Origin of the sequence: Desulfofundulus thermosubterraneus DSM 16057 (assembly GCF_900142025.1) — a bacterium.
Taxonomy (GTDB): Bacteria; Bacillota; Desulfotomaculia; order Desulfotomaculales; family Desulfovirgulaceae; genus Desulfofundulus; species Desulfofundulus thermosubterraneus.
The window spans coordinates 41600-66244 of sequence record NZ_FQZM01000013.1 but is presented as its reverse complement, the minus strand read 5'-3'; the positions used below and the strand labels follow the sequence as shown (position 1 = coordinate 66244).

General features: G+C 55.6%; 30 protein-coding genes. 25 read left to right on the top strand and 5 right to left on the bottom strand.

All coding sequences use genetic code 11. From position 1 onward, the window contains the following. Window positions 1–3: 3 nt before the first annotated feature. The 13 genes from BUA65_RS06105 (at window position 4) to ftsY (ending at window position 10632) form a co-directional block, all read left to right on the top strand. Complete coding sequence (locus tag BUA65_RS06105) at window positions 4–1053, top strand: phosphotransacetylase family protein (RefSeq protein ID WP_072868067.1); 1050 nt, start codon at window positions 4–6, stop codon at window positions 1051–1053. 142 nt (window positions 1054–1195) lie between these two features. Continuing rightward, window positions 1196–1732: a YceD family protein gene (locus BUA65_RS06100; RefSeq protein ID WP_072868065.1), complete on the top strand. Its 537-nt coding sequence runs from the start codon at window positions 1196–1198 to the stop codon at window positions 1730–1732. A 27-nt stretch (window positions 1733–1759) separates the two neighbouring features. After that, on the top strand, window positions 1760–1936 hold the full coding sequence (rpmF, locus tag BUA65_RS06095; RefSeq protein WP_072868064.1) for a 50S ribosomal protein L32: 177 nt from the start codon (window positions 1760–1762) through the stop codon (window positions 1934–1936). Window positions 1937–2121: 185 nt separating this feature from the next. Next, complete coding sequence (gene fapR / locus BUA65_RS06090; protein WP_072868062.1) at window positions 2122–2700, top strand: transcription factor FapR; 579 nt, start codon at window positions 2122–2124, stop codon at window positions 2698–2700. Continuing rightward, on the top strand, window positions 2697–3707 hold the full coding sequence (plsX, locus tag BUA65_RS06085) for a phosphate acyltransferase PlsX (RefSeq protein ID WP_072868060.1): 1011 nt from the start codon (window positions 2697–2699) through the stop codon (window positions 3705–3707). The genes fapR and plsX overlap by 4 nt, the downstream gene beginning before the upstream one ends. Continuing rightward, on the top strand, window positions 3707–4762 hold the full coding sequence (locus tag BUA65_RS06080; protein ID WP_072868058.1) for a beta-ketoacyl-ACP synthase III: 1056 nt from the start codon (window positions 3707–3709) through the stop codon (window positions 4760–4762). Before plsX ends, BUA65_RS06080 begins: the two co-directional genes overlap by 1 nt. Continuing rightward, window positions 4740–5693 carry an enoyl-[acyl-carrier-protein] reductase FabK gene (gene fabK, locus BUA65_RS06075; protein ID WP_072868056.1) on the top strand — a complete coding sequence of 318 codons (954 nt, stop codon included), beginning with the start codon at window positions 4740–4742 and terminating at the stop codon, window positions 5691–5693. Before BUA65_RS06080 ends, fabK begins: the two co-directional genes overlap by 23 nt. Further along, on the top strand, window positions 5690–6628 hold the full coding sequence (fabD, locus tag BUA65_RS06070; RefSeq protein WP_072868054.1) for an ACP S-malonyltransferase: 939 nt from the start codon (window positions 5690–5692) through the stop codon (window positions 6626–6628). Before fabK ends, fabD begins: the two co-directional genes overlap by 4 nt. Window position 6629: 1 nt before the next feature. Continuing rightward, window positions 6630–7373 (top strand): 3-oxoacyl-[acyl-carrier-protein] reductase, encoded by a 744-nt coding sequence (fabG, locus tag BUA65_RS06065; protein WP_072868053.1) that lies wholly within the window; start codon window positions 6630–6632, stop codon window positions 7371–7373. Window positions 7374–7423: 50 nt separating this feature from the next. Further along, window positions 7424–7654 carry an acyl carrier protein gene (acpP, locus tag BUA65_RS06060; RefSeq protein ID WP_013823343.1) on the top strand — a complete coding sequence of 77 codons (231 nt, stop codon included), beginning with the start codon at window positions 7424–7426 and terminating at the stop codon, window positions 7652–7654. Window positions 7655–7732: 78 nt separating this feature from the next. Next, window positions 7733–8968 carry a beta-ketoacyl-ACP synthase II gene (fabF, locus tag BUA65_RS06055; protein ID WP_072868051.1) on the top strand — a complete coding sequence of 412 codons (1236 nt, stop codon included), beginning with the start codon at window positions 7733–7735 and terminating at the stop codon, window positions 8966–8968. A gap of 18 nt (window positions 8969–8986) precedes the next feature. Then, complete coding sequence (gene rnc / locus BUA65_RS06050) at window positions 8987–9706, top strand: ribonuclease III (RefSeq protein ID WP_072868050.1); 720 nt, start codon at window positions 8987–8989, stop codon at window positions 9704–9706. Between the two features lie 14 nt (window positions 9707–9720). Continuing rightward, the gene (ftsY, locus tag BUA65_RS06045) at window positions 9721–10632 is read left to right on the top strand and encodes a signal recognition particle-docking protein FtsY (RefSeq protein WP_072868048.1); all 912 of its coding nucleotides are present in this window, start codon (window positions 9721–9723) and stop codon (window positions 10630–10632) included. 33 nt (window positions 10633–10665) lie between these two features. Here ftsY and BUA65_RS06040 read toward each other — a convergent pair whose 3' ends face one another. Then, window positions 10666–11766 (bottom strand): NAD(P)/FAD-dependent oxidoreductase, encoded by a 1101-nt coding sequence (locus BUA65_RS06040; protein WP_072868046.1) that lies wholly within the window; start codon window positions 11764–11766, stop codon window positions 10666–10668. 115 nt (window positions 11767–11881) lie between these two features. Here BUA65_RS06040 and BUA65_RS06035 point away from each other — a divergent pair, with 115 nt between their 5' ends. Continuing rightward, window positions 11882–12997 carry a GerAB/ArcD/ProY family transporter gene (locus BUA65_RS06035; protein WP_165613205.1) on the top strand — a complete coding sequence of 372 codons (1116 nt, stop codon included), beginning with the start codon at window positions 11882–11884 and terminating at the stop codon, window positions 12995–12997. On the opposite strand, the gene BUA65_RS18995 is transcribed toward BUA65_RS06035, so the two are convergent. Further along, window positions 12994–14055, bottom strand: a complete 1062-nt coding sequence (locus BUA65_RS18995; protein WP_072868042.1) for an NAD(P)/FAD-dependent oxidoreductase — start codon at window positions 14053–14055, stop codon at window positions 12994–12996. The genes BUA65_RS06035 and BUA65_RS18995 overlap by 4 nt on opposite strands. A gap of 143 nt (window positions 14056–14198) precedes the next feature. On the opposite strand from BUA65_RS18995, the gene BUA65_RS06025 reads away from it, so the two are divergent. Together BUA65_RS06025 and BUA65_RS06020 are read left to right on the top strand one after the other, a co-directional pair. Beyond that, window positions 14199–14639 carry a hypothetical protein gene (locus BUA65_RS06025; protein WP_072868041.1) on the top strand — a complete coding sequence of 147 codons (441 nt, stop codon included), beginning with the start codon at window positions 14199–14201 and terminating at the stop codon, window positions 14637–14639. Window positions 14640–14956: 317 nt separating this feature from the next. Continuing rightward, window positions 14957–15400, top strand: coding sequence for a hypothetical protein (locus tag BUA65_RS06020; protein WP_072868039.1), 444 nt, complete (start codon window positions 14957–14959; stop codon window positions 15398–15400). A gap of 21 nt (window positions 15401–15421) precedes the next feature. Here BUA65_RS06020 and BUA65_RS06015 read toward each other — a convergent pair whose 3' ends face one another. Genes BUA65_RS06015 through BUA65_RS06005 form a run of 3 tightly spaced genes read right to left on the bottom strand, consistent with a single transcriptional unit; the run spans window position 15422 to window position 16210 of the window. Next, window positions 15422–15664 (bottom strand): hypothetical protein, encoded by a 243-nt coding sequence (locus BUA65_RS06015; protein ID WP_072868037.1) that lies wholly within the window; start codon window positions 15662–15664, stop codon window positions 15422–15424. Window positions 15665–15678: 14 nt separating this feature from the next. Then, entirely contained in the window at window positions 15679–15885 is a 207-nt protein-coding gene (locus BUA65_RS06010) for a hypothetical protein (protein ID WP_072868035.1), read from the bottom strand. A gap of 49 nt (window positions 15886–15934) precedes the next feature. Further along, on the bottom strand, window positions 15935–16210 hold the full coding sequence (locus tag BUA65_RS06005) for an ArsR/SmtB family transcription factor (protein ID WP_072868033.1): 276 nt from the start codon (window positions 16208–16210) through the stop codon (window positions 15935–15937). A 196-nt stretch (window positions 16211–16406) separates the two neighbouring features. Between BUA65_RS06005 and mtnP the strand changes: the two genes are divergently transcribed. From mtnP to BUA65_RS05960, 9 genes are all read left to right on the top strand, one after another. After that, entirely contained in the window at window positions 16407–17189 is a 783-nt protein-coding gene (gene mtnP / locus BUA65_RS06000; protein ID WP_072868032.1) for an S-methyl-5'-thioadenosine phosphorylase, read from the top strand. Window positions 17190–17206: 17 nt separating this feature from the next. Then, window positions 17207–18241 carry an S-methyl-5-thioribose-1-phosphate isomerase gene (mtnA, locus tag BUA65_RS05995; protein ID WP_072868030.1) on the top strand — a complete coding sequence of 345 codons (1035 nt, stop codon included), beginning with the start codon at window positions 17207–17209 and terminating at the stop codon, window positions 18239–18241. 110 nt (window positions 18242–18351) lie between these two features. Then, window positions 18352–19605 carry an adenosylhomocysteinase gene (locus BUA65_RS05990; RefSeq protein WP_072868028.1) on the top strand — a complete coding sequence of 418 codons (1254 nt, stop codon included), beginning with the start codon at window positions 18352–18354 and terminating at the stop codon, window positions 19603–19605. A gap of 43 nt (window positions 19606–19648) precedes the next feature. Then, entirely contained in the window at window positions 19649–20350 is a 702-nt protein-coding gene (locus tag BUA65_RS05985; protein WP_072868027.1) for a class II aldolase/adducin family protein, read from the top strand. A gap of 82 nt (window positions 20351–20432) precedes the next feature. After that, the gene (locus tag BUA65_RS05980; protein ID WP_072868025.1) at window positions 20433–21734 is read left to right on the top strand and encodes an amidohydrolase; all 1302 of its coding nucleotides are present in this window, start codon (window positions 20433–20435) and stop codon (window positions 21732–21734) included. 258 nt (window positions 21735–21992) lie between these two features. After that, a complete protein-coding gene (locus tag BUA65_RS05975) occupies window positions 21993–23168 on the top strand; it encodes a class I SAM-dependent rRNA methyltransferase (RefSeq protein WP_072868123.1) in 1176 nt (391 codons plus the stop codon). A gap of 250 nt (window positions 23169–23418) precedes the next feature. Further along, complete coding sequence (locus BUA65_RS05970; protein WP_072868023.1) at window positions 23419–23841, top strand: hypothetical protein; 423 nt, start codon at window positions 23419–23421, stop codon at window positions 23839–23841. Next, complete coding sequence (locus BUA65_RS19180) at window positions 23801–24007, top strand: type II toxin-antitoxin system PemK/MazF family toxin (protein WP_084062103.1); 207 nt, start codon at window positions 23801–23803, stop codon at window positions 24005–24007. Before BUA65_RS05970 ends, BUA65_RS19180 begins: the two co-directional genes overlap by 41 nt. Window positions 24008–24164: 157 nt before the next feature. Then, a complete protein-coding gene (locus BUA65_RS05960; RefSeq protein ID WP_278246268.1) occupies window positions 24165–24536 on the top strand; it encodes a PD-(D/E)XK nuclease family transposase in 372 nt (123 codons plus the stop codon). Window positions 24537–24645 lie beyond the last annotated feature (109 nt).

Here is a 24645-nt window from a genome sequence, read left to right as displayed (position 1 = left end):
CTGATGAAAAATCTGTATATTATGGGCACTCCGGCCAGCGGTAAAACGGCCCTGGCCCTGGGGCTGGCGCAAAAATTGCAAAGGGAAGGGTTTCGGGTCGCCTACTTTAAACCCATCGGGAGCCCTTCCCGGGGAGCGGAACGGGTGGATGATGATGCCGTTTTAATGCGGGAAGTGCTGGGGATGGACGTGCCCCTGGAACTAATAGTTCCCCGGATTATCGGACCGTCCTATCTGTCCGGGAACGGTTGTAAAGACGCTCTTTCCAGGGTTCGTGAGGCTTACGAGCAGATTTCCGCAGGCGCTGATGTGGTGATTATCGGCGGGGCGGCCTACCCCTACGCTTACGCTGCCTGCGGGCTGGACGATATTACCCTGGCCAGAAAACTGGACGCTCAGATATTGCTGGTGTTAAACATTGAAAATGATTTTGGCTTTGACCAGGCCCTGTTCTTTAATCGCAGCCTTACCGCGGCGGGGGTAAATCTGCTGGGCAATGTTTTCAATAATATTCCCCGTCCCCTTTTGGCCAAGATCGAAGGTATCTACCGGCCCATTTTAGAAGAAAACGGCTACCGCACTCTGGGTGTAATTCCCCGCCGTCCGGAAATTGCTTCCCCTACCGTGGAAGAATACTATGAAGTTCTGGGCGGGGAAATCTTGACCGGTAGCGAAAATCTAAAGCGCCTGGTGGAGGATGTGGTGGTCGGGGCCATGACCGCCGAGAGCGCCCTGAGCTATTTCCGCCGCACTGCCGATAAGGCGGTGATTCTGGGTGGCGACCGGGCCGATGTTGCCCTGGCCGCTCTGGAAACCAGCACCTCGGTGCTCATCCTTACCGGAGGCCTCTATCCCGACGTAAAGGTAATTGCCCGGGCGCAGGAAAAGGGAGTGCCCCTGATCCTGGTTCATTATGATACCTATACCACCATCGAAAAGATCAGCCACCTGTCCCGTCGCTTGAAGCCGGGTGATACCACCGGAATTAAAGTAGCCCTGGAAAACGTGGAACAGTATTGCCAGTGGGAGACCATTGTGGAAGTGTTGCGCTAGTTGTAGGCCAGCATACCACACCGCCGGCCAGGCGACCGGCGGTGTTTTTAATGCCCTTGAGGGCGGGCTGCCCAGGCATTTACCTTGACAAAGGAACGACACCTCTATATAATGAGTTTTGTTAAATTAAGGGGTGTTTGACATGCGCGTTGATGTGGCGGATCTAAAAAGAAGCCCCGGGGAAAGCATACAGGTGGAACTTTCTTCTCCCTTGCCGGAACTGGAGTTCCACGGGGACAGGTTGAGCTTTGACGGGCCTGCCAGGGCGTCCCTGGAGATCAGTAATACCGGGAAAGCCCTTTTAGTACAGGGGGGGGTCAGGGGCACCCTGAAAGTCCGTTGTGCCCGTTGTTTGGAGCCCTTTTGTGTGCCGGTGGAGGCTCCGCTGAGCGAGGTATATTATCCTGCGGATAGTGAAGAGATAGCTGTGGTAGATCCAACTAAAGAAGAGTACCAGGAATGGATCCCCTTTTCCGGCGATGTCCTGGATATTACGCCGGAAGTGCTGAAGAGCATTTTGCTGGTATTGCCCATGCGTTTCCTTTGTAATGAGGGTTGCCGCGGCCTCTGTCCCCGGTGTGGCCAGAATTTGAACATGGCACCCTGTGCCTGTCCCGGGGAGGATGTGGACCCGCGCCTGATGATACTTAAGGATATGCTAAAGGATAGCAACCGGTAACCTTTGGTTAAAGGGGGGTGGAGTGTTATGGGTGTTCCGAAAAGGAAAACTTCCAAGCGGCGGGCCAGAATGCGGCGGGCCCACTGGAAGATAGAGGCCCCAGGACTGGTGCGTTGTTCCCAGTGCCATGCCCTGATCGTGCCTCACCGGGTTTGCCCGGAATGCGGGTATTACAAGGCAAAAGAAGTGGTGAGAGTTCAGTAGTCGAACGGTTGCAATAGTTTAATCCACATATAATCAGGTTTTAGCACCAGTGGCTCCGGTAAAGGCGGGTATGTTTGCCCTGCCTCGCCGGAAAATTTTTTTGCCCTGGAGGAGTTGCTTTTTTTTGGCATTCCCGCTATACTTTATTTAGTACCTGGTGCTAAAATAATTTTGGTGATGGGGCGATGTCCAGAAGCCATACGGGAAAACTGAACCGGCAGCAGCTGGTGGCCCGTTACCTGACCGGTAACCCTTTCCTTACCGATGAGGATCTGGCGGCCATCCTGGGGGTCAGCGTGCAGACCATCCGGTTGGATCGCAGCGAGTTACATATTCCGGAAAAACGAGAGCGTTTAGAGCAGGTGGCCCGGGGCGTTTACGGCCGGCTCCGGGCTTTGAGTGAGACCGATCTGGTGGGTGAACTGGTGGAACTGAATATAGGCAAATCGGGCGTTTCCATACTGACCATCACCGATGAGATGACCCTCAAGCGCACCCGCGTGGCCCGGGGGCATTATTTGTTTGCCCAGGCCAACTCCCTGGCGGTGGCTTTATGCGATGCGGAGGTGGCCCTTACCGGCACCACCAAGGTTAGTTTCCGCCGGCCGGTGTTCTGCGGGGAAAAGGTGGTAGCCAGAGCGTTTGTAAGGCGCAAAAAAGGCAATAAATATATGGTAAGGGTTGCCTCAAGAGTCAATAATGAGGTAGTGCTGGAAGGAAAATTTCTCATCTTCGCTATAGCAGAGGAGGTCTGGCGGCAGTGAAAATTGCCGTTGATGCCATGGGCGGTGACCATGCGCCGGGAGAAATCGTGCGGGGGGCAGTGGAAGCGGCCCGGGAATACCGCCAGGAGATCATTCTGGTGGGGGACCGGGAAAAAATTCTGGCCGAGCTGGGCCAGTCACCTCCGGCTCCTATTGAGGTGTTCCACGCTCCGGAAATTATTGCCATGGGGGAACATCCGGCCGTAGCAGTCCGGAGAAAGAAACAGTCTTCCATTGTGCAGGCTGTCAGGCTGGTTAAGGAAGGGGAGGCAGCGGCCCTGGTTTCTGCCGGCAGCACGGGAGCGGCCATGGCGGCTTCCCTTTTAGGTCTCGGACGCATCCAGGGGATTGACCGCCCGGCCATAGCCAGTGTTTTACCCCGGCGTGGGGGAACAACCGTCCTTTTAGATGCGGGAGCCAACGTGGACTGCAAACCCCACCATTTATTGCAGTTTGCCATTATGGGTTCCCTGTATGCCGAAAAAATCCTGGGCGTTCCCCGGCCCCGGGTTGGCCTTTTAAATGTGGGTGAAGAAGAAACAAAGGGCAACGAACTCACCCTGGCCACCTTTCCCCTTCTGCGCCAGGCAAAAATAAACTTTATCGGTAACGTGGAGGGGCGGGATATCTTCGCCGGTACGGTAGACGTGGTAGTTTGCGATGGTTTTGTGGGGAACATTGTTTTAAAGGCCGGAGAAGGGCTGGCCACGGCACTGCTGGGAATGATCAAGGAGGAAGTTACCAGGAGCTGGCTGGCCAAAATGGGTACGGCCATGGCTATCTCTGCTTTAAAGTGCTTTGAAAGGCGCATCGATTATGCGGAGTACGGTGGCGCACCGCTTTTAGGAGTCAACGGGGTATCCATCATTTGTCACGGCAGTTCCACTGCCCGGGCGATCAAAAACGCCATTAAAAGGGCCAGGGAAGCGGTTGAAACCGGCCTGGTAAGCGCCATCCGGAGCAGTATTGAAGACATGGCGGAGCACCAGAAAGTGGGGATAAATTAATGTCCAAACAAATTTTGCCCGCAGGAATTTGGGGGACGGGCATTTATGTGCCTGAACGGGTACTTACCAATGCAGATTTGGAGCGTATGGTGGACACCAGTGACGAGTGGATCCGCACCCGCACGGGCATCCGGACAAGACATATTGCTGCGGATCACGAGGCAGCTTCCGACCTGGCCGTTCAGGCCGCCCGGCAGGCCCTGGAGGATGCCGGGGTTGCCGGTGAGGAAATTGATTTAATAATCGTGGCTACCAACAGCCCGGACATGTTGTTCCCGGCCACGGCCTGTCTGGTGCAGCATGCCCTGGGGGCAAAAAAGGCCGGGGCCTTTGACGTTCAGGCGGGGTGTACCGGCTTTATATACGCCCTGGCCTGCGGCAGCCAGTTTATCGCCGCCCGGGCTGCCAGAACCGTTCTGGTCATTGGCACTGAGGTCCTGAGCCGGTTGGTGAACTGGCAGGATCGCAACACGTGTGTCCTCTTTGGTGACGGCGCCGGGGCAGTAGTTATGGGTCCAGTGCCTGAGGGCTACGGCATCCTGGCCACCCGTTTGGGTGCGGAGGGATCGGGGGGACCTCTTTTATCCCTTCCGGCGGGCCTTTCCCGTTGCCCGGCATCGGAGGAAACACTGGCTAAAAAACAGCACTTCATACATATGAATGGCCGGGAAGTATTTAAGTTTGCCGTCAAGGTGATGGAAGAGAGCTGCCGGGAGGTTTTGCAGGCAGCCGGTCTGGATACAAAAGAGCTGGATTTTTTAATTCCCCACCAGGCCAACACCCGCATTATCGAGGCCGCCGCTAAAAGGCTTGACCTGCCTTTAGAACGGGTATGGATCAATGTGGACCGTTACGGCAATACTTCAGCCGCTTCCATTCCCCTGGCTTTGCACGAGGCTCTGGAAGCGGGACGTATCCAGAACGGCGATCACGTGGTGCTGGTGGCCTTTGGCGCAGGTCTCACCTGGGGAGCCACCCTGCTACGCTGGCACGATTACCGTTCAAAACCTTTGAGAAGGGAGACGGATAACCATTATCCGCACGAAGCTTTGTGATTTGCTGGGAATCGAATATCCCGTCATCCAGGGTGGGATGGCCTGGGTTTCCACTGCCGAACTGGCTGCTGCCGTTAGCGAGGCCGGCGGGTTAGGGATTATTGGTTCCGGCCAGGCCCCCCCGGAATGGGTGCGGGAGCAGGTACGCCTGGCCCGGAAACTGACGTCTAAACCTTTCGGGGTTAATGTGATGTTGCGCTCACCTTTCGTAGACGAAGTGATGCAGGTGCTTCTGGAGGAACGGGTTGCGGTAATTACCACCGGGGCGGGCAACCCGGGGAAATACCTGCCCGGCCTGCAGGCAGCGGGCATCCGGGTAATTCCGGTGGTGGCTTCGGTGGCCCTGGCCAGGCGCCTGGCCAGAAGCGGTGTGGATGCCCTTATTGCCGAGGGCATGGAGAGCGGCGGCCACGTGGGTGAGCTGTGTACTTTCCCCCTGGTCCCGCAAATTGTGGACGCGGTGGATATTCCCGTCATTGCCGCCGGCGGTATTTATGACGGCCGGGGTCTGGCCGCCGCCCTCATGTTGGGGGCGCAGGGTGTCCAGATGGGTACCCGTTTCATGTGCGCGGCGGAGTGTACCATTCACCCGGCCGTAAAGGAGATGGTGATTAAGGCCGGGGACCGGGATACGGTGGTCACCGGCCGGCCCACAGGCCACCCGGTGCGGGTACTACGCAATAAATTGAGTAAACAATTTGAGGAACTGGAAAGCCGGTGCGCCCCGCCGGAAGAACTGGAGAGGCTGGGAGTAGGGAAATTGCGGGCGGCTATGGTTGAAGGCGATGTGGAATACGGTTCGGTGATGGCCGGGCAGGTTTCGGCCATGGTGCGGGAAATTCAGCCCGCCCGGGAAATTGTTCTGGACGTAGTGCGGGGCGCGGCGGCCTTGCTATCGGCTGCATCCCGGTGGGTGGTGTCCGGCAAATGAAGCTGGCCTTTATCTTCCCCGGCCAGGGGTCGCAGTATGTGGGTATGGGCCGTCAGATGTACGAGTGCTTCCCGGTTGCCCGGCGCACCTTTGAAGAGGCCGACGCCTCTTTAGGCTTTACCTTGAGCCGCTTATGTTTTGAAGGCCCGGTAGAGGAACTGCAGCATACCGTGAATGCCCAGCCGGCCATCCTCACGGTAAGTGTGGCCTGTTTACGGGTGCTCCGGGAAAAAGGGGTAGTACCGGACGTGGCTGCCGGCCACAGCCTGGGGGAATACAGCGCCCTGGTGGCGGCGGGGGCCATGACCTTTGCCGATGCGGTAAAAATTGTGCGCAAGCGGGGCCAGTTCATGCAGGAGGCGGTACCCCTGGGAGCCGGGGGGATGATGGCCGTTCTCGGACTGGATGTTCCCACGGTTCAGGAGATCTGCCGCCGGGCATCCGATGCCGGGGTGGTGGAAGCGGTCAACCTCAACTGTCCCGGTCAGGTGGTCATTGCTGGGGAAACGCAGGCTTTGGAACGGGCCTGTGTGCTGGCCAAAGAAGCGGGAGCCAGGCGGTGCGTTCCCCTGGCCGTAAGCGCCCCTTTCCATTCCAGCTTGATGCTCCCGGCCGGGGAGAAGCTGGCCCGGGAACTGGAACAGGTGGCCATGGCCGATCCCCGGTTACCAGTGGTGGCCAATGTTACCGCCGACTACGTGACCTCCAAAGAGGAGGTAAAAAGGCTCTTGGTACAGCAGGTTTACAGCCCCGTGCGCTGGGAGGAAAGCATGCGGCGGCTCATTGCCGGCGGCGTCCAGGCCTTTATCGAGGTGGGTCCCGGGACGGTATTATGTGGCCTTTTGCGCAAAATTAACCGTCAGGTAAACTGCTGGTCGGTCCAGGACCCGGAGTCTCTGGAAAAAGTCCTTGCATGCCTTAAGGAGGTTGGCTAAAATGTTACTTGACGGTAAAAAGGCCATTGTTACCGGCGCTTCCCGGGGCATCGGCCGGGCCATTGCCCTGGCTTTAGCCCGGGCCGGGGCGGACGTGGTGGTGAATTTTAACGGTCAGGCTACCGCCGCCGAAGAAGTGGCTGCCCGGATCCGGGAGATGGGCCGGCAGGCGGTAACTTGCCAGGCGGATGTTTCCGTGCCTTCCGAGGCGGTAAAACTGGTTAATGTGGCCGCCGAGCAACTGGGTGCACTGCATATCCTGGTGAATAACGCGGGGATCACCAGGGATAACCTGGTGATGCGCCTGGCTGATGAAGATTGGGACCGGGTGCTGGACGTAAATTTAAAGGGTGCTTTTAACACTATAAAGGCGGCTTCCCGGTTGATGGTGAAAGCCCGCTGGGGCCGCATCATCAACATCAGTTCGGTGGTCGGTATCACGGGCAACGCCGGCCAGGCCAATTACGCCGCCAGCAAGGCGGGGCTCATCGGTTTGACCAAAGCGGTGGCCAAAGAACTGGGCTCCCGGAACATCACTGTCAATGCGGTGGCACCGGGGTTTATCCTTACGGATATGACCGGCTCCCTATCCGAAGCCGTCAGGGAAAAAATGTTAAGCCGGGTGGCCCTGGGCCGCTTCGGTCAGCCCGAAGAGGTAGCGGCGGCGGTAGTTTTCCTGGCCAGCGATGCTGCGGGATATATTACCGGGCAAACCATTGTCGTTGACGGAGGTCTAACTATGTAGGCCTGGTACATAAAGTTTGTGTATAGTAGCAGTGGAAGGGGGTGAAACGTTTGTCCGTTTTTGAGAAGGTTAAAGCCATCATTGTGGAACAATTGGGGGTAGATGAATCCGAAGTGACCATGGAAGCCTCCTTCATTGAAGATTTGGGGGCTGACTCCCTGGACATTGTGGAACTGGTGATGGCCCTGGAAGAGGAATTTGACCTGACTATTCCTGATGAGGATGCGGAGAAGATCCGCACCGTGGGTGAGGCCGTCAGATATATTCAGGAGCATTTATAAGTAAAATCCCGGGTCCCGCGATCATCACGCGGGACTTTTTGAAATAAGCTTTCATGAATCGCTTAAGGAGGTAAGGTTTTGTCCAATAGAGTTGTGATAACCGGGGTGGGGATAATATCCCCGGTGGGTACCGGTGTCGAAACCTTTTGGGCCAATATTACGGCAGGGAAGAGCGGCGTGGGGCCCATTACCCGCTTTGACGCCGGTGCCTACGATACCCGCTTTGCCGCCGAGGTAAAGGATTTCGACCCCACCCGGTACATTGACAAAAAAGAAGCCCGGCGCATGGATCGCTTTACCCAGTTTGCCCTGGCTGCCACCAACATGGCCCTGGAGGATGCCGGTCTTGACCTGGAACAGGTGGACAGGGATCGGGTTGGCGTTATTTTGGGCTCGGGCATTGGCGGTATTGAGACCCTGGAGGAGCAGCACCAGGTTCTTCTGAAACGCGGCCCTGGACGGGTGAGCCCCTTTTTCATCCCCATGATGATTGCCAACATGGGGGCAGGGCAGATTGCCATCACCCACCGGCTGCGGGGTTGTAATTTAACTGTCACCAGCGCCTGTGCCTCCAGCAGTCATGCCGTGGGTGACGCCTTTCGCCTGCTCCAGTGGGGCCATGCGGATATAGTGATCACTGGCGGCAGCGAGGCGCCCATCACTCCCCTGGCGGTGGCGGGTTTTTCGGCCATGAAAGCCCTTTCTACCCGCAATGACGAACCGGAGAAAGCCAGCCGGCCCTTTGATGCCGGGCGGGACGGTTTTGTCATTGGTGAAGGGGCGGCCATCCTGATCCTGGAGACCCTGGAGCACGCCCAAGGGCGAAAGGCCCGCATTTACGCCGAGGTGGTGGGTTACGGTACCAGCTGCGACGCCTACCACATTACGGCGCCCGATCCCGAGGGCAGCGGGGCGTCTTTATCCATGGAATTGGCCCTCAAAGATGCCGGCCTTCCGCCGGAAAAGGTGGATTATATCAACGCCCACGGTACCTCCACCCCTCTGGGAGACCGGCTGGAGACAGTGGCCATTAAACGTGTCTTTGGTGATCACGCTTACCGGCTGGCCGTCAGTTCCACCAAGTCCATGACCGGCCACCTCCTGGGGGCGGCGGGTGGCCTGGAGGCAGCCGTCTGCGTGCTGGCCCTTTACCACGGAGTAATTCCCCCGACCATCAATTATGAGGAACCGGATCCGGAATGCGACCTGGACTATGTACCCAACCAGGCCCGCAATGTGCCTGTGGAGGTGGCCTTAAGCAACTCCTTTGGTTTTGGGGGACATAACGCCACCTTAATATTCCGGAAGCTTTAAGGTTAAAATGGTGATAAAATGACGTATCATGAAGATAGAATCGGCATTTTGAAGAATAAACTGGGTTTTAGTTGGCAAAACGAGGATCTGTTGCACCTGGCTTTGACCCACAGCTCCTATGCCTACGAAAAATCTTCCCGGGGCCAGGAAAACAACCAGCGGTTGGAGTTCCTCGGCGATGCGGTACTGGAACTGGTGGTCAGCGATTATCTCTACCGCACCTATCCCGGGCACACCGAGGGGGAATTGACCCGGTTGCGGGCGGCGGTAGTCTGCGAGCCCTCCCTGGCCCGGACGGCCCGGGAACTGGATCTGGGTTCCTGCCTTTACATGGGCCGGGGAGAGGAGCGCTCGGGGGGGCGGGAACGCCCCTCCATCCTGGCTGATGCCTTTGAGGCCCTTTTAGGAGCCGTTTACCTGGACCAGGGGCTGGAGATGGCCAGAAAGGTTGCCCTGCAATATCTCAAACCGGTTATTAAAGATGTGCTAGAAGGCCGTGTGGAGCGGGACTATAAGACAGAACTGCAGGAAATCCTGCAGGAGGAAGGTACAGTGGACATCAGTTACGCCATTTTGCGTGAGGAAGGACCTGATCATCATAAAATCTTCACTGCTGCGGTGTATTTTGGGGGTAAAGAGATGGGTCGGGGACAGGGGCGTTCGAAAAAAGAAGCGGAGCAACAGGCAGCGTGCCGGGCACTGACCAGGCTGGGATATCTCCAGGGGAAAGGGTTGTAGGAGGTTTTATGGGGATGGGACTTTTTAACCGCCTGAAGGAAAGTTTAACCAAAACCCGCCAGGGCCTGGTGGAGAAGATCGAAAATCTCGTTACCGGACGCCAGGCCATTGACGAAAGCCTCTTTGATGAGCTGGAGGAAGCGCTAATCGGTGCCGACGTGGGGGTGGAAACGGCCCTGGAGTTGATGGAAACCCTGCGCCGGCAGGTTAAAGAACGAAAGGTAAAAGATCCCGCGCAGTTGAAGCCCCTTTTGCAGGAGCTCATCCAGGGCATATTAAGTGCGGGAGAGAGTTCCCTTAACAGGGGTGGCCCCCCGACGGTAATCCTGGTGGTGGGGGTGAACGGCGTGGGTAAGACCACCACCATCGGTAAACTGGCCCACTACTTCAAATCACGGGGGGAGCGGGTAATTCTAGGGGCGGCGGATACCTTCCGGGCGGCAGCCATCGACCAGCTGGAGATCTGGAGCCGGCGGGTAGGAGTGGATGTCATCAAACATAAGGAAGGATCCGACCCGGCAGCCGTAGCCTATGATGCCCTGCAGGCGGCCCGCGCGCGTAAAATGGACATGGTCATTATCGATACTGCCGGGCGGTTGCACACCAAAAGCAACCTTATGGATGAACTGAAAAAGATCCGCCGGGTGCTGGGGCGGGAACTGCGCGGGGCGCCCCACGAGGTGTTGCTGGTGCTTGATGCCACCACCGGGCAGAATGCCATTTCCCAGGCCCGCCTGTTTGGCGAAGCCACTGGTGTGACGGGCATTGTTCTGACCAAACTGGACGGTACCGCCAAAGGCGGGGTGATTATCGGCATCAGCCGGATGCTGAAGGTACCCGTTAAGTTTATCGGCATCGGTGAAGGAGTGGAGGACCTTCGTCCCTTTGACCCGCAGGAATTTGTAGCTGCTCTCTTTGAAATATAACCAACCGAACCGGGCGAGACGAGCCTGGTTTTTTTACGTCCCGGGGCGAATTTTTTTCTTTACTTGTTCGGAGAATCTAAGTAATGCCGTTACATATTGTAAAATATCAATGTTGGTGTTATAGATGAACTGTTTAATACCCGGGGTGGTGATCAATTTCACCAGGTTATCGAAGTCTTCGTTTTCCATATTGTTTAAGAGCTGGCGCAAAGTCGCCAGGTAAGAGATCTTCCGGCGCAAATCACTGGTCAGGCTGGTATAGGATTCCCCCCGGGCCAGGGCCCGGCCGGCATAAACCCCGCTCCTGATGGAGGCCATGACGCCGAATCCTAAAAAAGGCTCCATAAAGCCCCCGGCATTTCCGATCATCAATACATTGCCAACTTGCGGCGGATAGCAATAGCCGCTGGTATGTTGTACGGAAAAATTCTCTAAAACCTGGTAATCAAGTTCTTCCATTTCCCAAAAGAGACGCCATTTCTCTTCAACCTCATCGGCATTGCTATTGCTGACTATTAAAATCAGGGAGGCACGGTGAGCATTAAAAGGTGTGAGGTAGGCGTAGGTATGGCGTGTGTATTTGGTATTCACCCACATGATCAGGGTGTTGGGGTCGAAGTTCCCCAGTACCACCGCTCCCCGCACCCAGGTTTTCAAGAACTCCTGCCAGCAGCCCAGCGTACGCGCGACCGTTGGTGTGCCGTCGGCCACCACTACGTAGTCGTAATGGCGCGCCAGCACCTGCCAGTTGGCATAACGGTTGAAATATACCGGCGTTTTTAGAAAGGAATAGAGCTGGCTTTCTGTGGAATTTTCGTCCTGTCCCCGCAGAAGCAAATAGCCCAGCTTTCCGGTGACGGTGCGTGTAACGTTGGGCATGTGCATAATTATCCTCTTCAACGGGGCCAGCGCCTTAACAGGCAAATGCAGTTCTTTTCGCAAGTAATCCATTTCGTCTCTAATAGGCCGGGACATCAGCTGTAAAAGTCCGCCAACGTGGTTAAAAGTTTCCCCAGCACGGGAGCGCTGCTCAAAAATAGCCGGGGCGATGCCGTGACGCTCCAGTTCCAGGGCGCAGGCCAGGCCGGAAATACCGGCGCCGATAATGGCAATCCGGGGCGTGGGGCGACCCATGTTTGTCCCTCCCATGCTCAAGTGAACTCCACCTTAGGTTTCTATAAGAGCATTGGCCATGCATATCGCCCCCCTTTTCCATACACAATATGTGGAAGCAAAGGGGTGTATGCTGGTGAACCAGGGTGGAAGTGGCAACTTCATTGAAAAGGGAAGAATTACCTCCCGCCAGATGGCCATGTTGCTCTTTACTTTAATCATTTCCACTATTGATGTTTACATGCCGGCAGTGGTGGCCGGTGTTGCCGGACGGGATGCCTGGATTGCAGTAATTCTGGCTGTCTTGTATGCCCTGATTATCTGGGCGGTGGCCATAGCCCTGGCCTCCCGTTTTCCCCGTCAGACCATTATCCATTACAGCAGGGAATTATTGGGACCCCTTCTCGGGAGCCTTGTTGGAATATTGCAGGTTATTTTTTTCTTTTTTATAGGGGCCAGCATCACCCGAATTTTGGCAGACATTATGAAAACGTCTTTTATGCCCTATACACCTATGGTTGTTTTTACCATCAGCGTGATGCTGGTGGCTTCTTATGCTGCCTCCGGTGGGCTTGAGGTTATAGCCCGGTTAAACGAAATTTTGCTTCCCCTGGGACTCGCCGCACTTATTTTTGTTGGTTTCGGTTCTTTGCCTCAGGTAGATTTTGGTAACTTCTTACCCGTGATGGAACAGGGTCTGGGGCCGGTGAATTGGGGAGGTGTTGTCTTAGTCAGTATCTTAGCCGAAATTGTGATTGTACTGATGCTCTATCCATATTTAAGTGACCAGACCCGGGCCGGGGTAAATGGCCTGTGGGCGCTCCTGGGTTTGGGGGCGGCCATGCAAATTGGCGTGCTGGCCATCGGTCTTTTTACCGCAGAGGTTACCGCCGCCATGAACTTTCCGGCCCTGGAAATGGTGCGGGCCATCAGGTTAGGACCCTTAATGACCCATCCGGATGTGGTGATCGTGGCCGTTTGGGTGGGAGGCATTTTTATAAAACTGGCCCTGCTTTATTATGTGGTGACTTTGGGGCTAGCCCAGTGGCTGGGCCTGAACAGTTACCAATTCCTGTTGGCGCCAGTAGGGATCTGGATGGTTGTCTATTCACTGGTCGCCTATCATTCCTTGGCCGATTTTTGGGTTCTGGAGACGAAGGTATTTCCCGGATACGCTTTGTTTCATACATTTCTAATTCCCTTGTTTCTTTTACTGGTGGCGTGGGTGCGCGGATTGGGTGCGAAAAGTTAATTTTTAAACCCGGATAAGATGGCATAAATTTTAGGTATTATATCCAACCCGGAGTGGTAAATAAGATGCTTTATACCGAGCATCCCCAGAATGCCTACCAGGCGGTCTAGACCGTGGTTATCCAGTTTGTCCAGCTTTGAGCGCAGCTCGTTCAGTTCGTTAATGCGCCGGGTCAAAGGCTTTACCAGCCTTTCATAATCATCATTGCCGGCAATGGCCCGGGCAGCCAGCACTCCACTGATCATCCCGGGAAAAAGGCCCAGGCCGAGGAGGTTGCAGACAAAGCCCCCACTGTTGCCAATCAGGAGGATGTTGCCCACCTGGCGACGGTTGACCCGGCCGCAGTGAAATTGCTGTTCATGGGTTTCTATGATGTGATAATGCAGTTTCTCCGCTTCCAGAAAAAGTTCCCAGTAATCATCCATCTCTTCAGGTTTAATCCCCCCTACACAGAGGTGGATACTGGCCCGGCCCCGGTCGAGGGGAGCCAGATAACCATAGCCGTGGTTGGCGTAACGGGTGTCCCAGAACATATGGAAGGTGTGGGGATCAAATTGCCCCAGCACAAGGGCCCCCTTGATGACTACACTGTCATATTCCTCCCACAGACCCAGCTGGCGGGCGGGTATGCTGTCTCCCGTGGCCACCACCACCCGGTCGAATTCCCGGGCCAGGTCCCGCGGATCGGCAATGGTATCAAAAACTACCGGCGAGCTGAGTCCGGCTGCCAGCTGGTTTTCAATGGAAAGGGGAGAGCGTCCCCGGTGGACCAGATATCCGAGACGCCGGCTTCGGATGACCATCCGGCGGCTGGGGCTGTACATGATAATGGTACGCAGGGGAGCCATGGGGTGCAGATAAAGGCCGCATTTACGGGCCAGGTAATCCAGCTGGTCTTTTACGGGAAGCCACGCCAAGTGCAAGAGTATATCCGCCCGCTCCACCGGATGGCCTACGCGGTGAAAGCGCTCAAAGACAACCGGTTTAATACCCAGGCGTTGCAGTTGCAGGGCACAGGCCAAACCGCTGGGGCCGGCCCCGATGATGGCTACGCGCAACTTTGATCATCTCCCGTTCATAGTGTTCGTTGCGCCGGGGGATATTATGAGCTGGTGGCTTGATAAAGTCTTATTCCCGGATCTGTAACATGATAGTGCAGGTTGGGGGGGTAGAATAAGGAAAATGCGGAGGAGCAAAGGAGATGCCCTGGGTAATCACTTTTGCAATTAGCTGGCTTGTTTTCTTTGCCCTGGCGGAACGACGGTCCCGCGTATCTCTCCTGGTAGGCGGGTTGGTGGCGTGCGTTATACAACTTTTCACTGATTTCATCGGACAGGATCTGCATCTTTATCGGATTTCTGATCCCGTCCTGCCTATTTTTTGTTCCTCAGCGTTCTTTACCTTCGGCTCGGTGTTTACCATGGGGGCCCTGTTTGGGCAGTATCTTCCTTCCCCACGCTGGCTCCAGGGGCTGCATATACTTGTCTTTTCCGGCCTTTTCCTGTTGCAGGAGCACATGTTCATGCTGGCAGGTGTCCTGGAATACATCCGCTGGTATCATCCGGCCAGTTTTCTGGTGAATTTTACGGTTTTTGTCACCCTGGCCTGGGTGGTGGAAAGTCAGCGAAGGGGCTGGCGGTAGTTTGACCAAGTACGTCTGGCGTGTAAATTGTTCCAGATTTGGGGGGATTGGCGTGAATCTGTTCACCTTTACAGTTTTTTCTCTGGGAGTGGCCCTGGCGGTTGTCCTCTGGCTGCAGGTGGTTAAAGGGTTGCGTTTGTAAGGACACGTTTATTATAAGGGCAACCGTGACGCCGCCCAGCACTCACCCAGCACTCACCGGGTCCAAGTACCTTCGTAGTAACAAAAACTAGCTATGGTTAGCATTCGTACCATTAAAGAATCCTGGTTACGGTGAGTGCTGGGGTGGCAGGCAAAGAAAAAGGAGGGGTATTCCCGTGGCCTGGTTGGTCTGGTTTCTCTTCTCCTTTTTTTTGACGGTTTTGCTCGTGGGGAAAAAAGGTTGGCTTCAACTCTGGCCCGTGGGTCTGGCCGCTTTGGCGGTAGTCTACGTGCTGGACAGCACCCTGATCAGGTTGGGGGCTTTCGCTTATAGTTTTGGCCTCCCGGCTCTGGGAGGGTTGCCATTGCTTTACTTTCTATCCACCTTAATTAACGCTGCCGCGGTAGCCCGGTTTTACCCGGTCAGGCGCTGGCTGCGGTTGCCCTATATAATCGTGCTGTCTGCAGTGTACTTGTTGGTTGAATGGGTGATGATTCTTACGGGAAATTTCCGGCATATTAACTGGTCCTTATGGCGGAGCCTGGGGCTGAACGTGGTTGGCTTTACCCTGTTCCTGTGGTTGGGGGAGTGGCTGGGGGTAATAAAACCTGGGGAATAGAGATGTGAGGGGTAGTCCGGATTACAGCCGGAAACGCAAGCGTTTTTCCAGCCCGGACATAATTCTGTTTGGCGGGAGAGGGTTTGCTTCCATGGCTATGATTTCACTGCGCAGGGCCAGCACGTGCTGGCCTTCTTCATCCCTTAAACGCGTAAAAAGATCCCGTGCCACAGGGTTGACCGTCATGAGCACCTGTTCGTTATAAAAATGCTGGCTCCACAGCTTGTCGGTAAGGGCATCGTACAGTAAATCCAGCTTATTCACCGTTCTTTTGCACCTCAACCAATGTTTAAATTCTTCATTTCCGTCTTCATCAGGGCGATGCGCCGGCGGCTGGTCACGGCAAAGTTGCCGAAAAGCTCCTGTAACTTTTTGTCCCGGGCATTGCGGGCTAAAAAGGCATATTTTGCCTGGCGCTTTTGTTCCATTTCTATGGCCATTTTAAAAGCATAATTGAGGATTTCCTTTTCAGTAAGGAGGGACAAGCAAACCACCTCTATTTTATTCTTTGCCCTTGAAGCTCCGGCTATACACTCACTTATTCATTAAAACCTTCATCAATTCCTTGACCAGCTCACTGGTTACGGTATAACAGATTTCCGTCCCTTTGCGCCGGCCCCTGATGATTCCCCGGGATTTCAAAATGCTCAAATGTTGGGAAACGGTAGATTGTGGTAAATCGAGACATTCTCGCATTCTGGTCACGTTGCATTCATTGTTGATCAGCCCTTCTACAATGCACAGGCGAATAGGGTGGGCCAGGGCTTTTAGGATCTCGGCCTTTTCCTCGTATTGCTGGACTTTGTTCATAGTATCACCTGCTATCGTCTTATCAGTATATTACGATTTTAAAGCGGCTTTTCCCGACCTGTCAATGACCGTTGGGCGGGTCAATTTTGATAAATTAAAAGGAAAGTAAGCGGCAAGGGCGAATAGTAGCTAAGGTTACAAAGAAGGCTAATTGAACGAGGGGAATAACGCTTGCCTGAAACGGAGGGGTTATAATATGACTGTACGCATAGCCATCATTGGCGGGACGGGAGTGTACCCCAATATTTTAAGCGATGTTCGCCAAAAACGCCTGGAAACCCCCTTTGGCCCAGCCTGGGTAAAGATCGGTACCTACCGCGGCAGGGAGGTGGCCTTTATGGCCCGGCACGGGGAAGACCACTCGGTGCCTCCCCACCTTGTTAACTACCGGGCCAACATTTGGGGTCTCAGGCAACTGGGGGTGAAAAACGTCTTTGCCACGGCTGCCGTGGGTTCTTTAAACACGGAAATGAAGCCCAAACAGTTTGTTTTCGTGGATCAATTTCTGGATTTTACCAGGTCCCGGGTTCAGACTTTTGTGGAGAAAGGGGTGGTCCACCTGGACATGACCGACCCCTATTGTCCAGAGTTGCGGATGACGCTGGCCCGGGCCGCGCAGGAGCTGGAACTGGAGTATCATGCCGCAGGTACCTATGTTTGTACCGAGGGGCCGCGCTTTGAAACCCCGGCGGAGATCCGCATGTTCCGGCAGTTGGGAGGGGACCTGGTGGGCATGACCAGTGTGCCCGAGGTGGTTCTGGCCCGGGAGGCGGGTATTTGTTACGCCACCATTGCCATGGTGACCAATTTTGCTGCAGGTATTTCACCCACCCGCCTCTCCCACCAGGAAGTGGTGGATGTGATGGCCGAAAATGTAGGCAACCTGCGCCGGCTGGTTATGCGGGCCATTGAGCTTTTGGACCCGGATCGCACCTGCCTGTGTCACGAGTCACCGCTGGATCCCTCGGCCGTGAAATAAAGGAAGGGGTGGGCACCTTGGACACCATGCGCTGGGAGAACGGGACGCTGGTGCTTCTGGATCAAACTAAATTGCCCGGTATGGTGGAATATATCCACTGCCGGGATCACGAAACTGTGGCGGAAGCCATTCGTAGTTTGCGGGTGCGGGGGGCGCCGGCCATCGGCGCGGCGGCGGCTTACGGCCTGGTGCTGGGGGTTCTGGCAGCGGGAGCTAAAAATCGCGAAGAACTGCTTGCCCGGGCCCGGGAGGTGGCGAACGTTCTAGCTTCCACCCGGCCCACTGCCGTCAACCTTGCCTGGGCCTTGAACCGCCTCCTGGCCCGGCTGGAGGCGTCCCCGGCCTCGGATCCCCAGGAATTAACAGAGCTTTTAATTAACGAAGCCCACGCCATTTACCGGGAGGATCGGGAGGCAAATAAGCGCATCGGTCAATTCGGTCAGGAGCTGGTTCCCTACGGGGCGAGGATTCTTACCCATTGCAATGCCGGCGCACTGGCTACGGCCGGTTACGGCACTGCCCTGGGAGTTATCCGGGCTGCCCACGAGGCAGGAAAACGGGTCAGCGTTTATGCCGGTGAAACCCGGCCCCTGTTGCAGGGGGCGCGCCTTACCACCTGGGAGTTGATCCAGGATAATATACCGGTAACCCTGGTCACGGACAATATGGCCGCTTATCTTATGGGCCGGGGCATGGTGGACCTGGTGGTAGTGGGGGCGGACCGCATTGCGGCCAACGGGGACGTGGCCAACAAAATCGGTACTTACGGCCTGGCCGTACTGGCTAAAGAACACGGCCTGCCCTTTTATGTGGCTGCCCCCCTGTCCACCATAGACCTTTCCCTGGCCAGCGGTAAGGATATTCCCATTGAGGAGCGCAAGTCGGAAGAGGTGACCCACCTGGCCGGGGTACCGGTGGCTCCCCCCGGGGTTAAGGCTTGGAACCCTGCCTTTGACGTTACTCCGGCCCGGCTGGTGACGGCCATTATCACTGACCGGGGGGTGGTCCGGCCGCCATACAGGGAAAGCTTGGCCGGGCTTTACGGCAGCTGAACCTTTGCATGATCTCGGGGTTCGGAAAATAAAAGTCGAAGGAGAATACTCAGATAGCGCCGCATACAAAGGGTTCTTTGAATACTTACGTTGAAGGAGAGCTATAGAATATGCAGGACTATCTTGTTCGGGATATCAACCTGGCGCCCGGGGGGAGACTGAAAATAGACTGGGTGCGTGTTCACATGCCGGTTCTGAACGCCATCCGGGAGGAATTCGAAAGGGAAAAACCCTTTACCGGAGTGCGGGTGGCCATGAGCATTCACCTGGAAGCCAAAACGGCTTACCTGGCCGAGGTGCTCAAGGCCGGCGGGGCACAGGTGGCCATTTCCGGGTCCAATCCCCTCTCCACCCAGGACGACGTGGCCGCGGCTCTGGCGGCAGCCGGCGTTCACGTTTATGCTTGGCACGGCGCCACCGACCGGGAATATACGGAGCACCTGGTCAAAGTTCTGGAAATCCGCCCCCACGTAGTTATTGATGACGGCGGTGACCTGGTCCACCTGCTGCATACCCGTTGCCAGGAGCTGGCCTCGGAGGTGGCCGGGGGATGCGAGGAAACCACCACCGGGGTATCCCGCCTGAAAGCCATGGAGCGGGAGGGCAAACTGCTCTTCCCCATGATTGCCGTTAACGATGCCCGCTGTAAATTCCTTTTTGATAACCGCTACGGGACCGGAGAATCGGTTTGGGCCGGGATTATGCGTACCACCAATCTGCTGGTGGCGGGCAAGACCGTGGTGGTTCTGGGTTACGGTTGGTGCGGCAGGGGGGTGGCCATGCGCGCCGCGGGACTGGGGGCGAAGGTGGTAGTTTGCGAGGTGGACCCCGTAAGGGCACTGGAAGCGTACATGGACGGCTACCAGGTGATGAAAAGCCAGGAAGCTGCAACCATTGGCGATATCTTTATTACTGTTACTGGCTGTCGCAACGTTTTAAGGGGTGAGCATTTCCGGCGCATGAAAGACGGGGCCATTCTGGCCAACGCCGGCCACTTTGACGTGGAAATCAACAAGCCCGAGCTGGCAGTAGCGGCTGTTTCCCGCCGGGTGGTGCGGCAAAATATTGAAGAATTTACCCTCCCGGACGGGCGGCGCATTTACCTCCTGGGGGAGGGGCGCCTGGTGAATCTGGCCGCCGGGGACGGCCATCCGGCAGAAATCATGGACATGTCCTTTGCCCTGCAGGCCCTGTCCGCCCGTTATATCTGGCAGAATAAAGACCGCCTGGCGCCCCGTCTTTACCTGGTACCGGCCGAGCTGGACCGGCAGGTGGCGGAACTCAAATTATCCTCTTTGGGCGTTGAAATTGACCGGTTGACGCCGGACCAGGAAGCCTATATCCAGAGCTGGCAGGGTGAATGAAATTTTTAAGGAGCATCCAATTGCGGGGGGGCATTGGTTTGTCATGACGATAGCAGCGGAAAAATATAAAGAACAGGTATACAAGATGAGTCTGCGTATGGCCACCAGCGGACTGGTGACGGGGACCTGGGGTAATCTTTCCGCCCGGGTACCCAAGGAAGATCTGGTGGTGATCACGCCCAGCGGTGTACCCTATGCCATTCTCCAGGTCCGGGACATGGTGGTTATGGACATGAACGGCCAGGTGGTGGAGGGAGAACGTCGTCCCTCCACGGAATTCCAGCTGCATCTGGCCATTTACCGTGCCCGTCCCGACGTTTATGCCGTGATGCACACCCACAGCGTTTTTGCCAGCGCCCTGGCCGTGGCCCGCAAGCCCATTCCCCCTATTTTGGAAGACCTGGCCCAGACGGTAGGCGACGGGGTACCCGTGGCCAGCTATGCCCGGGCTGGTACGGAGGAACTGGCCTGGGCGGCGGTGGAAGCTTTAGGAAACCGGGGGGCGGTACTCCTGGCCAATCACGGCGTGGTGGGTGTTGGACGCAACCTGGAGGAGGCGTTTATGGTTTGCCAGATTGTAGAAAAGTCGGCCAAGGTTTATGTGTGGGCCGACCTGGTGGGGCAGCCTGCCATTTTACCACCGGGAGAGGTGGAAGCATTGAGGAGTTCCTACCTTCAAAGTTACAGCCAGGCCATGGTACGGAATTACTCCGGAGTGATTAACCGGCCGGGAAATGACCGGTAAGGTATAGGCGGACTGCCCGGCAGGTATTATGTTCTGTCCGCGAAAGTTTTGGAAACTTTTCTGGGTTTGGAGGAGTTAATAAATGAATATATTGATCCGCGGAGCCACTGTGCTGACTATGGAGCAGCCACAACCCCTCCTTCATAATGGGGAAATCATTGTGGAAGGGCAGTACATAACCCATGTGGGTCCGGCTGGGAGCGTTTCCCCGGAGCGCACCTTCGATCGGGTAATGGACGCCCGGGGTATGCTGGCCATGCCGGGCTTTGTGAACTGCCATACCCACGCGGCCATGACCTTATTTCGCGGTTATGCCGACGACCTGCCCTTGATGCAGTGGCTGCAGGAGAAAATCTGGCCTGTGGAAGAACGGCTCGAGCCTGAAGATGTTTACTGGGGTACCATGCTTTGCTGCCTGGAAATGATCCGGTCCGGGACCACTACCTTTGCCGATATGTACTTCCATATGGACGAGGCAGCCCGGGCGGTGGAAAAGGCGGGCTTGAGAGCCAGCCTGTCCCGGGGGATGATTGGGCTTTCCCCGGGGGCGGGGGAGGCCCTGGACTACAGCCGCCGTTTTATCCGTGACTGGCATGGACGGGCCGGGGGTCGCATTACCACCATGCTGGGCCCCCATGCCCCCTATACCTGCCCGCCCGATTTTTTGAACCGGGTTATGGAAGTTGCTGCCGATTTGAAGGTGGGAATCCACATCCACATTGCGGAAACCCGGGCCGAAATCGAGGAAATACGTCAGAAATACGGCAAAACACCTGTTGTGCTCATGGATGAGGTGGGCTTGTTTGAGTTTCCCGTGCTGGCTGCCCATTGCGTCCACCTCAACGAAGATGACATCCGCATTCTGGTCGAAAAGAAGGTGGGTATAGCCCATAACCCTGAAAGCAATATGAAACTGGCCAGCGGTATTGCCCCGGTAACCCGTTTACTGGCCGCCGGAGCGCTGGTGGGCCTGGGCACCGACGGGGCGGCCAGCAACAATAACCTGGATATGATGGAAGAGATGCGTTTTGCGGCGCTGCTCCAGAAGGTGGCCACCATGGATCCCACGGCCCTGGCTGCCTTTGATGCCCTGTCCATGGCCACAGCAAACGGTGCACGGGTGCTGGGACTTCATGATGTGGGCCTGCTTAAACCCGGCTATAAAGCGGATATTATTTTAATTAATCTTGACCAACCCCATTTCTACCCGCGGCATGACCTGGTGGCCCACCTGGTTTACGCAGCCCGGTCGTCCGATGTGGAAACGGTCATTGTAGACGGCCGGGTGGTCATGGAGAAAAGACGGGTGCTGACCATGGACGAAGAAGAGGTATACCATGAAGTGCAGAAACGTTCCCAGAGGTTGGTGGGGACAGGCCTTTAAATACGAGCAGGGTAATTATCCTGCAAAACAGCTGCCCTCGGCACGTTGCCGTGTTGTCCGATAGCGAGCCGCGGTGCTTTCAGCGCGGAGCACCGGAGGAGCGTGGACCCAGCACTCACTGGAAATACCAGGTCTTCGTAAAACCAGAGGTACCAATTGAACCTGAAATATCAGGAGCAGAGCCATATTGTGGTGAGTGCTGAGCGGCACTATAGCGGGATCACTGAAATAATTTACGGAGCAGGTGAAAGCGACTATATGGCAGTAGTTAAACTAACCCGGGGCCGTTACCACCGGGTTTTGAACGGGCACCCCTGGATTTACCGCACCGAGGTGGAGGAAATACACGGCCATTTTAATCCCGGTGATGTGGTGGAAGTGGTGGACCACCGGGGGCGGTTTGTCGGCCGGGGCTATATTAATCCCTCCTCCCAAATTCTGGTGCGCCTGCTTACCCGGGAGCAGGGGGAAAAGATTGACCGGGAATTTTTTCGCCGGCGCTTAGTGGCAGCTATAGAATACCGCCGCCGGGTGGTCAGGCATACCAGTGCCTGCCGGCTGGTTTTTGCCGAGGCCGATTTTCTGCCCGCGCTGATCGTGGACCGGTTTGGCGATTACCTGTCTTTACAGACCCTGGCCCTGGGGATAGACCTGCACAAAGAGACGATCGTCGAGCTTCTTGATGAATTGTTAAATCCCGCCGGTATTTACGAAAGAAACGACGTGGCGGTGCGGCAACTGGAGGGGCTGCCCCTAAAGACGGGTTTTCTCAAAGGCCCCTTTAATCCTGTAGTGGAAATAGAAGAAAATGGACTGCGCTTTTTAGTGGACCTGGCCGGGGGGCAGAAAACAGGTTATTTTTTAGATCAGCGGGAAAACCGGCTGGCCCTGCATGGGCTGGCCGGGGGTGCCAGGGTGCTGGATTGTTTTTGCCACACCGGCACTTTTTCCATCTATGCCGCCCGTTTCGGGGCCAGAGAGGTGGTGGGTATTGATGTGGCGGGCGACGCCCTGGAGATGGCCCGGGAAAACGCGGCCCGGAACGGGTTCGGGCAGGTTTGCACCTTCCGGGAGGGTAACGCCTTTGATGAACTGCGGGCCATGGACCGGGCCGGGGAACGGTTTGACTTAATTATTCTCGACCCGCCGGCCTTTACCAAATCCAAAGAGGCGCTGGAGGGAGCCATCCGGGGCTACAAGGAGATCAACCTGCGGGCCATGAAGCTGTTACCTTCAGGTGGTTTTCTGGTTACCTGCTCCTGTTCTTACCATATGACCGAGGATCTCTTCCTGGAAGTATTGCTGGATGCTGCCCGGGATGCAGGGCGGCAGTTGCGCCTGGTGGAAATGCGCCGCCAGGCCAAAGACCACCCTATGCTTCTCGCTTCGCCGGAAACGTATTACCTGAAATGTTTCGTGCTTCAGGTCTTCTGAAGCCTGAAAAATCGCGGTTGCGCGGGGAATGTCAGCAAACGGCAATGGGGAGCTGTTTTCTTCCATTGTCCGGGCGCTCCGGAGCTTGAGGAAGCGCACTTTGCGGTCATTAGGAAAAAATAAGCTGTATCTGGAGCGGTAATCGAAGTTCCACCAGCAAGAAAGGCCGTCGGGTAAAAAGTTAACCGCCCGGCGGCCTTAAATTTCATCGCTAGAAAGGAGAATTCCCATTCAAAAACTCACGGAATTATTGGTTAACACCACCGAGATCAAAGTCGCCGCAGGTCGTGCTTTTGCGGCGAAATGCCGCATCTACGACCTGGACGCGCAGTTAAAGGCGCAGGAAGCCGCCCTGCCCCCGAACCAGCGGGCAAACTCCCCTGAGCTGGCGAAGCTCCGGGAAGAGCTGAACGCCGCCCGCGTCCGGGTGACCGGCATTTTTCGGAAGGGAGTGGCTATGATGAAAACGTTGTGTTATTATAGTCCTGGGGCGATTCTTATGGGCAAGATAGAAGAGCTTCTTCAGGAAATAAACCAGCTTTCGATTGAAGAAGCAAAAATTCTTTACAAGGAATTACTTCGGCGGATAGCGACGCCACTCCGGGACCCGGAAGAAATTTACGACGACTGGAATGACCCGGAGGTGGATAAAGCCTATGCCAAATCCTGGTGAGGTAGTGGTTACTAATTTCGCGTATTCTGACCTGAGCGGGGCGAAAGTGCGGCCCGCTCTTGTTGTAAGTAAACCCGAATTTACTGCGGTGACAGGCTTAGTTGTCGTAGCGGCAATATCAGGGCAACCGGTGAAAAATGCTTTCGAGTACGCTTTAAACAACTAGAAGGAAGCTGGTCTTAATCTACCCTCTAAGGTTTGTGCGAGCAAGTTATTTGCGGTAAATTCGAGCTTAGTTAAGAAAATAGGGAAGTTAAGCGAAAGCGATTTTGTCGAGGTTAAAAAATTATTGGCAAACGCTTTGGTCTAAATAAAATTACGCACTGGAAGCCTGGTTAATGTACCTGAACAACCTTCCGGGCGACGAATTGGAGGCGATACCGGTGGAAGTGCCGGGCCTGAAAAAAGCGTTGACCATCGAAGAAATCTTCAAGAAAAGCGAGAAAGAACGCCGCCTCTATGAGCTGCGGGAAAAGGCCATCCGGGACGAGATTTCTATGGTGGTCGGAGCTAAAGCAGAAGGCGTAAGAGAATCCATTATTAGATTTGTCCGGAAGAGATTCAAATCGGTATCAAGCGAGTTGCAAGCAAAAATTAAACAGATAACCGATATTGAAGCATTGGAACGCCTTTACGATGAATTGCTTGACGCGGAAACACCGGAGCAGGCGGCAGAAATCGTTTCCAGGATGTGAGCCCTGGTTAACCCGCCTCCTGCTTCAATAAGAATTTTGAACCCGGCAGGGATAAGTGACCCTTGCCGGGTGTTTTTGTTTTCTTGGTGGGGCCTTCTGTCTTAATCGC